The following is a 13,270-nucleotide window of genomic DNA, read 5'->3' on the forward strand; positions in this document are numbered from 1 at the left end:
ATTCCCTTAAGGAACGGTGTTTTGAGAAAAACACCGAGGGAAACTTCGTGCTTTTATAAGGAGAAACTCATGAGCACAAGTCAAATACAAAGGAAAGATATAAAAAGCATATTAAATGAAAATAAGATGGGTGGACTACAAAAACTCATTCTATTTTTTTGCTTTGCTATTATTGCCCTAGATGGTCTGGATGTCGTAGTCATGGGACTGATTGCACCTCAGATTATTCAGGAGTGGGGCATTAGTGCAAAAGATCTAGCACCAGTTTTAAGTGCAGCATTGGTTGGATTAGCAATAGGTGCTTTAGTTTCTGGACCTTTATCAGATAAATTTGGCCGAAAACCAGTGCTAATTTTAAGCGTACTTGGCTTTGGTATTTTTACTTTGCTGACAGCATTTTCAACTGATATCACACATCTCTTAATTTATCGCTTTCTTACTGGATTAGGTGCAGGTGCTGCTGCTCCCAATGCAGCAACTTTAGTTTCAGAATATGCAGCAGATCATCGCCGTTCATTTTCAGTTACTGTTGCCTACTGTGGTTTTTCTTTAGGCGCTGCAGCAGGTGGTTTTTTAGCAGCATGGCTGATTCCTGAGTTTGGCTGGCGTAGTATGTTGATATTAGGCGGCGTACTGCCTTTAATTTTGGTACCATTTTTATATTGGAAAATGCCTGAATCAATTACCTATCTAGTCAAGCAATCGTACTCACAAGGTAAAATCAAAGCGATTTTAAAACGCTTATTTCCACAATCTTCTTTTTTAAATCAAGAAATTTATCTGAATGAAGTAAAAACCGAGAAATCTGGTCTAGGTCTAATTTTATCTAGTAAATATCGCTATGGCACGATTATGCTCTGGATCAGTTATTTCATGGCATTATTTTTAATCTATCTATGCAGTAGCTGGTTGCCAACTTTAATTAAGTCGAATCAATTTACGATTTCTCAAGCTGCCATTGTAACCTCGTTCTTTCAAATTGGTGGTCCTGTTGGGAGTATCACTCTTGGTTGGTGTATGGATCATTACCGTCCACGTTTGGTTCTTTTTATTGCCATGTTGATTGGTGCACTTGCGACCTTTGGGTTAGGGCATTTTGGCCATGATATGGTGCTTATGTGTGTTTTTGCATGGATTCTTGGTTTTACCTTTAATGGTGGGGCCGTTGGTTTGAGTGCTTTAGCAACTGGATATTATCCGACTTCTGCTCGCGCAACTGGAGCAAGCTGGATGAATGGTATTGGACGTTTTGGTGCAATATTAAGTGCGTTCGCTGGAGCTGCCATGATCAGTTCGGGTATGTCATTTTCTATGATGTTTTCATTGTTAATGATTCCTGCTGTACTTTCTGGTTTTGCTGTTTTAATTCAGGGTATTAAAACGAAACAGTCTGTTGTGCAAACTAAAACACAGTTGAGTTAAATCAGTAGTAAAGCAAGTTGATTAACAATTTTAAAATCTATCTTTGCTTCTTAAATATTTTCTAGGGCTTTGAATTAGCTTGATCAGCATGCTGGTCAGGTAGGGATAAATACATTTAAAAAATGTATAGCAGTTGATTCAGTTGAAATAATTCAAGGCTTTATGTTCATAATAAACAATGTGCTAAGGAACAGCATTAATGAAATTTTCTATGACTTCGCTTGCGATGATTTCAACTTTTACATTAGCAAGTAGTGCAGTATTCGCCTTGGATCCTTTAGCTCAGGATCAAAAATGGATATTGGGCGATTGGAACGGAAAACGGACTCAACTCGAACAGCAAGGTTATCAATTTACTGCCGCTTTTCAAAATGAAAGTGCTGTTAATTTGAGTGGGGGATATGACGATTCACCACGACTGTTTAATGCAAACCAATGGACATTTGGTACACGTCTAGATTTAGAGAAAATCGCAGGTTGGAAAGATACTCAAGCACAGTTGAGCATCACGAAACGAGATGGACAACCGCTTTCTACTGATCGGATTAGTGATCCTAGAGCGCCGCAATTTAGTAGTGCTCAAGAGATTTATGGTCGTGGACAATGGTGGCGTTTAACCAGTGCATGGGTTAAAAAAGGATTTTTGAATAATGATCTACAAATTAAGGTAGGTCGTATGGGGCTTTCAGATGATTTCAATGCATCGCATTGTGAGTTTCAGAACTTAATGTTATGCGGAGGTCAGTTAGGTAAAACAGTAGGAGATATTTGGTTTAATAGTCCTGTAAGCCAATGGGGAATTAACGCCAAATATCAATTTTTACCTTCGCTCTGGTTTGGAACAGGGATTTATGAGGTCAATCCTGAAAATGCTTTAGAGCAACATGGTTTTAATTTGGATATGGATCAACGTAAAGGTATTTTAATTCCTGTGGAACTATCGTGGAAACCCAATCTTGCATTGTTCAATAGCTTAGGTGGTGAATATAAAGTCGGTGCTTTTTTGTCAACGGCAGATGCACGTAATGTTAGTACAGATGAAAAAGGTAATATTGAGCCAAATGCAGCAGATCGGAAATGGCAAAAAAATAAGCATAGTGTTTGGCTTAATGCGCAGCAACAGGTTTTTGCGCCTGCGGACGATCCTAAGCGTGGTTTATTTATTTCAGCAAACTTTACTTTTAATGATAAATCTACAACTGTTGTTGAAAGCACACAGCAAATAGCGCTTTGGTATAAGGGCATATTCGAGCATCGACCAAATGATACCATTGGTTTAGGTCTGGCACGTTTTGATGTGAATGATCGTGTCCGAGAACGCCAAAATGCATCTAATCAATTGTTGGGATTAACCGAAGCTGACTATGCGAATCCGAAATATACACCGATTCAATATGACGAATTGAATATTGAATTGAACTATAACTTTCAATGGTCACCTAGTATTGCTTTACGACCAAATATTCAATATGTGCATCAAGCTGGTGGTGTAAAACAAGTGGATGATGCTTGGGTCGCAGGTGTGACCATGAAGCTTAATTTTTAAATATGTATGAGTAAAAAGGCAAATAGACATTTGCCTTTTTATTTTCCAAACAAGATTTTTAGATTTTCTTGAAAAAGCGTTTCAAGTGATAAAACTTCATTTGGATTCAGGATGCCATTGTGAATCATACCCATCCACATAGGGCTCACAATAAGCAATGCAAATTGCTGTGGGGAAATCGTGGTTGATAATTCTCCACGTTGAATCGCTAAACTGGTTAATTGCTGAAGCTCATACTGAATAGGTAAAAAAATCTTATTCACGTAAGTTTGACGGATATGCGGAAAATTATTTCCTTCACGTAAAATTAGGAGTGCCATATCAGCACGACCCGTCGTTTCAAGCGTTAAAACGCTGGGAATAATCTTTTTACAAATAAACTCGTAAACGGTTTCATTTTGAGTGATTTCAGAGGCGCGAATAGGACGAAATGAATCGTTGATGAGAGCATCAATTACTGCTTCAAATAGCTGATCTTTAGTTTCAAAATAAGAATAAATCGTACCTTTGCCTAATTCAGCATGTTTTGCAATATCTGAAATTTTTGCTCTTGCAAAACCCACTTCAATAAAATGTTGTAGAGCAGAGTCAATAATTTTCTTTTTAGTTTCTTGCGTCTTTTCTAGACTTGGGCCGCGTGTTTTAGATTTTGTCATATTGAACTAGATTTAATTGTTACCAAGATTATTCTAACATAAATTGACCTGTGGGTCATATTTGAATTAAAATCGACTTAAAAGTCACTTTTGGTTGAATTATGCAGACACCAAAGTCCAGTGTTCAATATTGCATTATTAGTTTTGCGCTGTGCCTTGCTGCTTTAAGCACTGCTCTGGCAAGCCCTCTATATGCAATCTATGAACAAGAGTGGGGAGTTTCAACATCTCAAATAGGTTATATCTTCATTTCCTATATGTTAGGGGTAGTTTTTTCACTCCTATTTTTAAATAAGCTCAATGCGATTTATCACTATAAAAATGTGATTTTGGTCAGTTTGGCTTTAACCATTTTAGGTTTAGTGTTGTCTGCATTGGCAAGTTCTGTTTGGTTACTGGGCTTTTCAAGGTTTCTGATAGGAATTGCTTCAGGACTTATTACCACCGCTGCAATGGTGGGACTCAAAGACCAATATCCGTTTCGTAATAAGGCATTAGCTGAAAAGCTTACTTCTATAATTACTGTTTTGGGTTTTGGTTTGGGTCCTTTGGTCGGTGGTGTATTAGCTGATCATACTGTGCAACCTTTGGCTGATCCTTATTGGATTATTATCTTTTTTTCACTTCTAATATTTATCAGTGTGTTTTGGGTCAAACCCAGATTTAAAATTGAAAAAAAATATCAGTTAAATGAGTTATTAAAGTTACAAGGTTTAGCATTACCGCAGATGGCTTCACGTAAAGTTTTCTGGGTCTGTAGTGTGGCTGCACTTTGTAGTTTCGGGGCCTTCAGCTTATATGCAGCTTTGGCCGGGACTTTTATTAAAGAATTACCCATTAAATCATCAGCCACCTTAACTGGTGTATCAATTTCAATCATTTTATTTGTGTCAGTGCTGAGTCAATTATTTTGTAAATCGTTTAAAGAATTGCATGTGTTGTATGCAGGACTATTCGCTTTATTGCTTGGAACCATTAGTTTGGTGATGGCAGAAGTCGAACACATAGTTTGGTTTTTATTGATCAGTATTTTACTGACGGGTATGGGGCATGGTTTTACCCTAAGTGCTGTCTACCATTTTATTGGCAATATGATGGATCGGGAAAAAAATCCGCTGATCTTTTCTAGTTATTTGTTTATTGCTTATCAAGGTACGATCTGGCCTGTCATCCTTTCCAGTTATTTTATTGAATATTTCGGGGTGGTCATCACATTAGGGCTGATAGCAGCATTATTAATGGTGACTATCGTTTGGTTGATGCATCAACTTAAATTTAAGGTGGGGCCTATATTAGCTTGTCATAAATAATGATTGCTCAGTTTGTGGAGCTTGAAAAATGTTTTTAAAGGGAGTCTAGGCAATCGAAATATGATTTTGATTGCCTTAGAAGCTAAAAATTAGATATGGATTAAATTGATGATGGATGCAATTTTTTCGGAAGTCGCCATGAGTGCTGGTGCTAACTCTTCAATACGTTTGGGACTTAAGCGTACAGAAGGTCCTGCAATACTGACTGTACCGAAAGGTTGGCCTGTCTGTGGATTGAGAATGATTTTAGCCATAGCAGACATGCCTAGCTCATAGGTGTCACTAATCACACCATAACCTCGCTCTCTAGAAGCCTTAATCATTTGCTCTAGTTCTGTAAGGTCTTTTGGTGAGTTTGGTCCAAAGTTCTTGGCTTTATCGAAACCTTCACGTTCCACAATTCGTGAAAAGTCATTTGGGTCAAGGATAGATAAATACGCTAAACCACAAGCTGAAGCTGGCAAATAGGCCACGTTGCCAGAGTCAGGATCATATTTTAGACCTGATTTGGCTCCTTGAGCTTTACCAATCCAGATAATTTTTTCGTCTTCGATTAAACCGAGGCGAACCAGTTCAGAAGAGGTTTCTGCCAACTCATCGAGATAAGGCTGAAATGTTTCGGTAATCGAACGCGATGACAGAAAACTCAAACCCATTGAGGCAATTTTAAGAGTGAGCTTGTAGTGCTGCGTGATTTCATCTTGATAGATGTATCCCATATCTTTCATTGCAGTCAGGATGCGATGCATTGCAGACTTTGGGATATCAAGATCAACAGAAAGCTGACTAAGTGCGCATCCATCCACTTCTTTTAGTAGTGCTTCGAGGATGAGCAAAGAACGATCGGTATTGCTGAGCATAAAAATCCTAATATTATTTTTTGGAACACTGTTCCAAAAAAATTAAAAACAGATTATAGTTGTTTTAGATTCTATCTCAAATGCTGTACAGATGAATCATTCAGATACGGAGTTTCCTAATTATTCAGCTTTTGAGAATAAGTAGGGAGCAAAACTGAATAAGCGATGGAAAACGCATATTTGCTGATACACACTAATGGAGTAAGTGTATGACTCAACAGGTAAATTTAAGGGAGTTTATTGATGAAAATCGTATATCCCCAATACAAAAACTAGTCATCTTTTTATGTTTAATGATTGTCGTTGTTGATGGTATCGATATATCAATCATGGGTTTTGTAGCTCCCGTCATTAAGCAGCAATGGGGAATTACTACAACTGATCTTGCACCTGTAATGAGCGCAGCTTTAATTGGTTTAGCTGTAGGCGCAGTGATTTCAGGACCTTTGGCAGACAAGTTTGGACGTAAAAAACTACTCATTATTAACTTAATTGGTTTTGGTGTATTTACTTTATGTGCAGCAGTTTCTTCCAATGTGACTGAGCTAATGATGTTCCGTTTTATTGCTGGTTTATTTATGGGAGGAGTAATGCCGCAAGCTGTTACGTTGGTAACGGATTACTCACCTATGAAAATGAATGGCCGTATGGTTACCATTATTCTAAGTGGATTCACAATTGGTGCTGCTATTGGAGGTTTTTTGGCTGCATGGGTGATTCCACATTTTAACTGGCATGCCATGATGATTATTGGTGGAGTCTTACCACTTGTTCTAGCCGTTATCGCAGTATTTAAATTACCTGAATCTATTGGTTATAAAGTCCTGAAGGAACATCCAAAAGTAGAGATTGATGCCATTATCCATAAAATGGCACCAGATTTTGATACAACTGACACTGTTTTTGTTTTACCTAAAGCAAAAACCAATACGGTCGATAATCCAGTAAAAGCAGTCCTCAGTCCTTTTTATTTCTTAGGCAGCTTTTTGCTTTGGTGGAGCTATGCATCTGGTTTGTTTGTGGTGTATTTACTTGGAAGTTGGTTACCAATGATGAGCCATGAATTTGGTTTCAGCATTAGTGAAGCTTCAATTATTACTGCGATTTATCAGCTAGGGGGCCCTGTGGGTTGTATCGCATGTGGTTATTTGATGGACAAGTTGAATCCACACCTTGGTTTAGTGATTGCATATCTTTTAGCGATTGGCTTCATGTTCTTTCTAGGTGCAGTGGGCCATAACTTTGTAATGTATAGCATGATGTGTTTCTTCATCGGTATGTGGATGAATGGTGCGAATGCAGGTCTGAACAGTGTTTCAAGTTCATTCTATCCAGTTTTTGCTCGCGCGACCGGCAACAGCTGGATGCATGGGATAGGCCGATTAGGAGCAGTGGGTAGCGCATTTGCCGGAGCATATTTTTTAAGCCTAGGATGGGCGACGAGCAAAATCTTCCTTGTACTTTGCTTACCAACCGCCGGTATGGTCGCAGCATTAATCATTATGAAACTGGTTTATTCGCCAACAAAGATACGTCAGCACGAACTTAAAAAAGTTCAAATCTAAAATTTTCTAACTCATCGATTTTTAAGGAGATTGAATAATGGATATTCAATTGAATGGATCAACTCGTCTTTATTTTGTGGTCGGACATCCGATTGTACAGGTCAAATCACCTGAGGGTGTAACGATGGAACTGCTTAAAAAAGATTTAAATGCGATTGTTGTCCCTGCTGATGTAGCACCAGAACACTTCCCAAATTTTGTTCAGCAAAATTTGTATTTGAATAATAGTGACGGCTTGATTGTCACGGTTCCTCATAAAATTTCGGCTTTGAATTGCTGCCAAAAATTAACTTCACGCGCACAGTTTATTGGGGCGGTAAATACGATTCGCCGCTGTAAAGAAGGGTGGGAAGGAGACATGCTTGATGGTAAAGGCATGGTACAAGCGATACGAAATAAGTTAATCGAGTTAAAAGATAAACGCGCCATTTTGGCAGGAGCTGGTGGAGCAGGTAAAGCGATTGCTTATGAATTACTTCTTGCTGAGGTAGCAGAACTAGCAATTTTTGATGTGGATCAAACACGTCAACAACAACTGGTTGAACAACTTCAACAACTAGGTAAAGGCAAAGTTGTTGCACATAACAATGATCCAACAGGATTCGACGTTGTGGTCAATGCGACACCTATGGGAATGAATGGTGATCCTTCAGCAGCTTTTCAATTAGAAAAAATAACTGCACAAATGTCGGTTGCAGATGTTGTAACTAGTCCTGAAAACACACCATTTATTCAACATGCATCGACTTTGGGATGTAACGCAGTCAAAGGAACGGACATGTTTATTGAGGTTCGCGACTTAATGATTGCTTATTTACTTGAGAAAGAGCAGGAGCAACAAGATGTCGCGTGAATATTCACTTTCATTTTTGACCGTTGCAGATGTGAGTCCTGTAGAAGCAGTCAAAATTGCAGCAAAGTGTGGTTATGCAGCAGTGGGCTTACGCCTGCTGCCAGCAGCACCTAATGAAGTAGATTATCCAATTTTAAATGATAGTAAGCTAATTAAGGAAACAAGGGCTGCTTTGGATGATACAGGTGTTCGTATTGCTGATGTTGAAATTGTACGAATTACTTCTGACTTTGAACCAGATACATATTTACAGTTTTTAAGTACCGCTGAGCAGCTCGGTGCAAGGCATATTTTGGTTGCAGGAAATGATCCTGTTCAGTCACGACTGATACATCACTTCGCACAATTTTGTGAGTTAAGTAAACAGTTTGGCTTGAGTTGTGACCTAGAGTTCATGCCGTGGACCAATGTGAAAACTTTGGCGCAGGCTGAATATATCGTCAATCAATCAGGGCAAGAAAATGCTGCCATTTTAATTGATGCATTACATTTTGACCGATCAGATTCAACACTTGAGCAGATCAAAGCACTTGATCCAAAGCAATTGAACTATGTTCAGCTTTGCGATGGCTTTGCTGAATATGATCCGAGTGATGAAGGCTTAATTAAGATTGCACGTTCTAATCGATTAGTACCAGGGCAAGGCGAAATTGATCTTATAGGGTTAATTCGTGCTTTGCCTAAAGAAATTATGTTAGCTGCAGAAGTCCCCAATTTGGTACTAGCTGAACGTCCAGCTCTCGAACGCGCTGAAATTAATTTGCAAGCAATGAAACAACTCGTTGCGCTCGCTCAATTGGGCACTGTTACGGGGTAAGAAGTATGAACGCAAAAACCCAACAACCATTTCAGATGACACCAATGCCAATTCGTGAATGCTACGAATGTGATGTTTTAGTCATTGGCTCAGGTGCAGGTGGGCTTTCAAGCGCCGTGACCGCAGCATTTGAAGGATTAAAGGTTATTGTCGCAGAGAAAGCATCCGTATTTGGTGGAACTACTGCTGTATCGGGAGGATGGTTATGGATTCCTAATACACCTCATGCTGAACGTGAAGGACAAGCCGAACCAATTGAGATACCTAAGCTATATTTAAAAAATATTTTGGGTGAAAAGTATGATGAAACTAAAATCCATACTTATTTAACTCAAGCACCAAAAATGGTGGAATTTTTCGAAGCTAAAACTGAGGTTAAATTTAACATTGGTGCAGCGGTGCCTGACTTTTTTAATATTGAAGGTGCTAGGGTTGGGTGGCGTTCGATTGTTGCTGCACCTTACGATGGCCGTTTACTTGGTCAGAAACTAAATATCCTACGTCCACCAATTCCTGAAACTACACTTTGGGGAATGGGTATCGCCTCTGGCGCAGATATGAAGCACTTCATTAATACTTTTAATGCAATCCCATCCTTTATTTATGCGACCAAACGTGTGTTACGGCATTTCTTTGACTTAATTTTCACTAAGCGCTCGACTCAAATTGTGAATGGTAATGCTTTAGTGGCGCGCTTACTCAAATCTGCACTCGATTACAATGTAAAACTCTTGGCAAATCATGCCATGACTGAATTAGTTGAAGAAAATGGTCGAGTGATAGGAGCATTATTTAAAACACCAGCTGGCATCGTTAAGGTAATAGCAAAACATGGTGTGGTACTAGCAACAGGCGGTTTTCCACATGATGAAAAACGTAAGCAAGCTTTATTTAAACATGTGAGAGAAGGAACCCCCCATCATTCAGCTGCTCCTGAAACAAATATAGGCGATGGTTTAAGTGCTGCAGAAGCAATTGGTGCAACTGTTGACCAAACATTGCCTTGGTCTGGCGCATGGGCTCCTGTTTCATTAATTCCGCGTTTAGATGGAACTTTAGGTCGTTTTCCGCATTTGGTTGAACGAGGTAAACCAGGATTAATTGCAGTTTTAAAAAATGGATGCCGTTTCACGAATGAAGGTGAATCCTATCCTTTATTTATTAAAGATTTATTGAAAAATACCGCGTACAGTGAGCAAGCACATTGCTGGTTGATTTGTGATCATAAGTTTATTCGCCGTTATGGATTAGGCGCTGTTAAACCTTTTCCAATTTCTCTAGGGCCTTGGCTGGACAACGGGTACTTAAAACAAGGACACACTATTCAAGAGCTGGCTGTGGCATGCGATATAGATCCAGTTCAGTTTTTAAAAACAGTTGAGCAGTACAACCAATATGCCTATTTAGGTCAAGACCCCGAGTTTCAGCGGGGTACTACTCCTTATCAAAAAGCGCAGGGTGATGCCGATCATCATCCGAACCCATGTATTGCTCCAATTGAAAGTGGACCATTTTATGCAGTTGAAGTGGTGCCAGGAAGTCTAGGGACATTTGCAGGACTGGTTACAGATGAATATGCCCAAGTTCTAAATAAAGCAGGGCAACCGATTAATGGATTATTTGCGGCTGGAAATGATCTCAATAGCATCATGGGGGGCCAATATCCAAGTGGTGGAATTACCTTAGGTCCAGCCATGACATTTGGTTATCTTGCTGCAAAAAAAATTGCTGAACAAGCTCGAACTGAAACAGTAGCGTTCACGTCACATAAGCAAGATTAAGGAGAATTGAACATGGATAAAGAAGTTGATTTATTGGTTATTGGCGGTGGTGCAGCTGGCATGTCCGCAGCACTATTTGCCAAGCTTAATGGATTAGATGTTTTACTTTGTGAAAAGGCTTCCCAAGTAGGTGGTACTTCAGCAACATCTGGTGGAACAATTTGGGCACCAGGATCACATTTAAGTGTTCAAGCAGGTGTTCCTGATGATATTGAGCAAGCGCGAATTTTTCTTAAATCTGTAGTGGGTGAACGTGGTGGTGAAGAACTTCGCGAAGCATTTTTAGCCTCATGTGCCGATATGATTCGTGATTTAGATGAGAAAACAACAGTTAAGCTTAATGCTTGTTTAGCGCATCCCGATTATGTGAAAAATCAACCTGGTGAAGCATTTGGCGGTCGTGCGCTTGCACCTGCTGAATTTGATGCAAGTGTTTTAGGTGCTGACTTTAAATATGTACGTCCTCCACGGGCCGAGTTTATGGGCTTAGGCGGCATGATGGTCAATCGTAGTGAGTTAAATGCACTATTAAATCCTATACATAGTTTTCAGAACTTTATGACCACTTTGAAAGTTGTGGTGCCTTATTTGCTTTCAAGGTTACGTTTTAATCGGGGTACACGCCTTGTTATGGGCAACGCTCTGGTGGGTAGTTTATTTTACAACCTTAAACAAAAGAATGTACCAGTTTGGTTTAATGCGCCACTGCAAGAGCTGCTAGTCGAAAAAGGCAAAGTGGTAGGAGCCAAAATTAAAACTGAACAAGGTGTAAAAGTCATTCATGCCCGAAAAGGTGTAGTTTTAGCCACAGGTGGTGTGGGGTGGAATACAAATTTACGTCAACAATTGTTCCCAAATGGTTTAACCGCAGACTCATTGTCTCCCGACTCAAACACAGGTGATGGGCTCAGTAAAGCCCTTGAAAAGGGTGCAAAACTTGACCCATCTGTGGATAGTAGTGTGCTTTATTTTCCATGTTCCATTCATGTTCATGCCAACGGCTATAAAGCTATTTGGCCACACATTATTTTAGATCGGGCTAAACCAGGTGTGATAGCTGTCAATGATGATGGCAAACGCTTTGTCAATGAGTCAGATTCCTACCATGACTTTTGCATGGCGCAGCTTAAAATAAATCAAGGTAAAGCAAAAATTCAGTCCTATTTGATTTGCGACCAAACTGCGATTCAAAAATATGGGTTAGGTTTTGTTCTGCCTGGTGCAAAAAAACTCGATTACTACCTCAAGGCAAAATATTTATTCTCTGCAAATTCACTAGAGGAGCTTGCCCAAAAAGTTGGAATCAATGCTCAAGGATTAGTGAGTACTGTTCAGCGTTTTAATCAATTGGTTGAACAGGGTGCAGACACCGACTTTGGTAAAGGTAGTGGTGTGATGAACCGTTTTAACGGGGATCCTGAGGTAAAACCAAATCCATGTTTGGGCAAACTTGAGCAAGGACCATTTTACGCTTTACCCGTTATTCCAATGGACTGTGCAAGTAGCGGTGGATTAGCTGGTGATATTTATGGTCGAGTGCTTGATCAGAATAATCAGGTGATCACTGGGCTATTTGCCTGTGGCAATGACCTATCTTCAATTTTTAAAGGAACATACCCAGGTCCCGGAACAACGTTAGGGCCAGGCATGGTATTTGCTTGGCGAATTGCTCAATTTGCCGCAGGAAAACTAAATAAACAAGTGACTGAACAACCTACACAAATGACACAACCACGGAGAACCGCATGAAGCTTTATCAACTGATTAATATCACTATCAAAATGGGTACAACCGCAACTGTTGCGACAGGTATTCAAAGTTTTTACCAAAATACGAAAGCTAAAGGTAAGCTACTCGGAGTTTTTTTCTCAGATATAGGTCAACTCAATCAAGTTGTTGTATTACGTAGCTACTCTTCACAACAAGAACTTGACGATGAAAATGCACGTTTAGCCGCACAAGACAACTTATTTGATACATCAGAAAATATCATCAAATATTCAGTTGAAAATTTTGCTGGTTTCGACTTCTTACCAGAAGTTGAGGTAGGTGATTTTGGTCCTGTCTATGAAATTCGTACTTATGAGTTGAAGCATGGCGGTGTTCCTCATGTTCTTGAGGCATGGAAAAATGCAGTGCCAACTCGTACTCAATACTCAAAATTAACAATAGCGATGTATGCTCTTGAGGGCACGCCGCGTATTGTAAGTATTTGGCCATACTCATCATTGAATGAGCGTTCGGAAGTTCGTGCTAAATCGGTTGCAGATGGTATTTGGCCACCCAAAGGCGGTCCACAGTGGTTAACCCATGAGATGCAGTCAATGATTGGTCTGCCAACTTCGGTATCACCACTGAAATAAAGTTTGGTAATAATGTATTGAAAACTAGCCTACTAAATTGGTGGGCTGGTTCTAAAAAAAGAGGTAATAGATAAATGCACGTTATTTTTTAAAAAAT

The 13,270-nt window shown here is 39.5% G+C and carries 11 protein-coding genes; 9 read left to right on the top strand and 2 right to left on the bottom strand.

Features of this window, described 5'->3' with window-relative positions; translation table 11 throughout:
* Positions 1–69: 69 nt before the first annotated feature.
* Positions 70–1,422 carry an MFS transporter gene (locus HLV59_RS08625; protein ID WP_081173721.1) on the top strand — a complete coding sequence of 451 codons (1,353 nt, stop codon included), beginning with the start codon at positions 70–72 and terminating at the stop codon, positions 1,420–1,422.
* Positions 1,423–1,621: 199 nt separating this feature from the next.
* Positions 1,622–2,968, top strand: a complete 1,347-nt coding sequence (locus tag HLV59_RS08630; RefSeq protein WP_171429760.1) for a carbohydrate porin — start codon at positions 1,622–1,624, stop codon at positions 2,966–2,968.
* Positions 2,969–3,006: 38 nt separating this feature from the next.
* Here the strand turns inward: HLV59_RS08630 and HLV59_RS08635 are convergent, their stop codons facing one another.
* Positions 3,007–3,624, bottom strand: a complete 618-nt coding sequence (locus HLV59_RS08635; RefSeq protein WP_081173725.1) for a TetR/AcrR family transcriptional regulator — start codon at positions 3,622–3,624, stop codon at positions 3,007–3,009.
* Between the two features lie 101 nt (positions 3,625–3,725).
* On the opposite strand from HLV59_RS08635, the gene HLV59_RS08640 reads away from it, so the two are divergent.
* A complete protein-coding gene (locus HLV59_RS08640) occupies positions 3,726–4,934 on the top strand; it encodes an MFS transporter (protein WP_171429761.1) in 1,209 nt (402 codons plus the stop codon).
* Positions 4,935–5,023: 89 nt separating this feature from the next.
* On the opposite strand, the gene HLV59_RS08645 is transcribed toward HLV59_RS08640, so the two are convergent.
* Positions 5,024–5,794 carry an IclR family transcriptional regulator gene (locus HLV59_RS08645; protein ID WP_081173729.1) on the bottom strand — a complete coding sequence of 257 codons (771 nt, stop codon included), beginning with the start codon at positions 5,792–5,794 and terminating at the stop codon, positions 5,024–5,026.
* Positions 5,795–6,003: 209 nt separating this feature from the next.
* Here HLV59_RS08645 and HLV59_RS08650 point away from each other — a divergent pair, with 209 nt between their 5' ends.
* From HLV59_RS08650 to HLV59_RS08675, 6 genes are read left to right on the top strand one after another with little or no spacing between them, the layout of a single operon-like run.
* Positions 6,004–7,359, top strand: coding sequence for an MFS transporter (locus tag HLV59_RS08650; RefSeq protein WP_081173731.1), 1,356 nt, complete (start codon positions 6,004–6,006; stop codon positions 7,357–7,359).
* Between the two features lie 37 nt (positions 7,360–7,396).
* Complete coding sequence (locus HLV59_RS08655) at positions 7,397–8,212, top strand: shikimate dehydrogenase family protein (RefSeq protein WP_081173733.1); 816 nt, start codon at positions 7,397–7,399, stop codon at positions 8,210–8,212.
* A complete protein-coding gene (locus HLV59_RS08660; protein WP_171429762.1) occupies positions 8,202–9,029 on the top strand; it encodes a sugar phosphate isomerase/epimerase family protein in 828 nt (275 codons plus the stop codon). The genes HLV59_RS08655 and HLV59_RS08660 overlap by 11 nt, the downstream gene beginning before the upstream one ends.
* A gap of 5 nt (positions 9,030–9,034) precedes the next feature.
* Entirely contained in the window at positions 9,035–10,810 is a 1,776-nt protein-coding gene (locus HLV59_RS08665; RefSeq protein ID WP_081173737.1) for an FAD-dependent oxidoreductase, read from the top strand.
* Between the two features lie 12 nt (positions 10,811–10,822).
* A complete protein-coding gene (locus tag HLV59_RS08670) occupies positions 10,823–12,559 on the top strand; it encodes an FAD-dependent oxidoreductase (protein ID WP_081173739.1) in 1,737 nt (578 codons plus the stop codon).
* The gene (locus HLV59_RS08675) at positions 12,556–13,173 is read left to right on the top strand and encodes an NIPSNAP family protein (protein WP_081173741.1); all 618 of its coding nucleotides are present in this window, start codon (positions 12,556–12,558) and stop codon (positions 13,171–13,173) included. The genes HLV59_RS08670 and HLV59_RS08675 overlap by 4 nt, the downstream gene beginning before the upstream one ends.
* Positions 13,174–13,270: the final 97 nt, after the last annotated feature.

It is taken from the genome of Acinetobacter lactucae, from assembly GCF_013122135.1.
In the GTDB taxonomy this organism is placed as follows: domain Bacteria; phylum Pseudomonadota; class Gammaproteobacteria; order Pseudomonadales; family Moraxellaceae; genus Acinetobacter; species Acinetobacter lactucae.

Excerpts from the sequence above, each read along its gene's own strand:
- HLV59_RS08635 (WP_081173725.1), bottom strand. The coding sequence starts at position 3,624 with ATGACAAAATCTAAAACACGCGGCCCAAGTCTAGAAAAGACGCAAGAA.
- HLV59_RS08660 (WP_171429762.1), top strand. The coding sequence starts at position 8,202 with ATGTCGCGTGAATATTCACTTTCATTTTTGACCGTTGCAGATGTGAGT.
- HLV59_RS08625 (WP_081173721.1), top strand. The coding sequence starts at position 70 with ATGAGCACAAGTCAAATACAAAGGAAAGATATAAAAAGCATATTAAAT.
- HLV59_RS08655 (WP_081173733.1), top strand. The coding sequence starts at position 7,397 with ATGGATATTCAATTGAATGGATCAACTCGTCTTTATTTTGTGGTCGGA.
- HLV59_RS08630 (WP_171429760.1), top strand. The coding sequence starts at position 1,622 with ATGAAATTTTCTATGACTTCGCTTGCGATGATTTCAACTTTTACATTA.
- HLV59_RS08640 (WP_171429761.1), top strand. The coding sequence starts at position 3,726 with ATGCAGACACCAAAGTCCAGTGTTCAATATTGCATTATTAGTTTTGCG.
- HLV59_RS08675 (WP_081173741.1), top strand. The coding sequence starts at position 12,556 with ATGAAGCTTTATCAACTGATTAATATCACTATCAAAATGGGTACAACC.
- HLV59_RS08650 (WP_081173731.1), top strand. The coding sequence starts at position 6,004 with ATGACTCAACAGGTAAATTTAAGGGAGTTTATTGATGAAAATCGTATA.
- HLV59_RS08670 (WP_081173739.1), top strand. The coding sequence starts at position 10,823 with ATGGATAAAGAAGTTGATTTATTGGTTATTGGCGGTGGTGCAGCTGGC.
- HLV59_RS08645 (WP_081173729.1), bottom strand. The coding sequence starts at position 5,794 with ATGCTCAGCAATACCGATCGTTCTTTGCTCATCCTCGAAGCACTACTA.
- HLV59_RS08665 (WP_081173737.1), top strand. The coding sequence starts at position 9,035 with ATGAACGCAAAAACCCAACAACCATTTCAGATGACACCAATGCCAATT.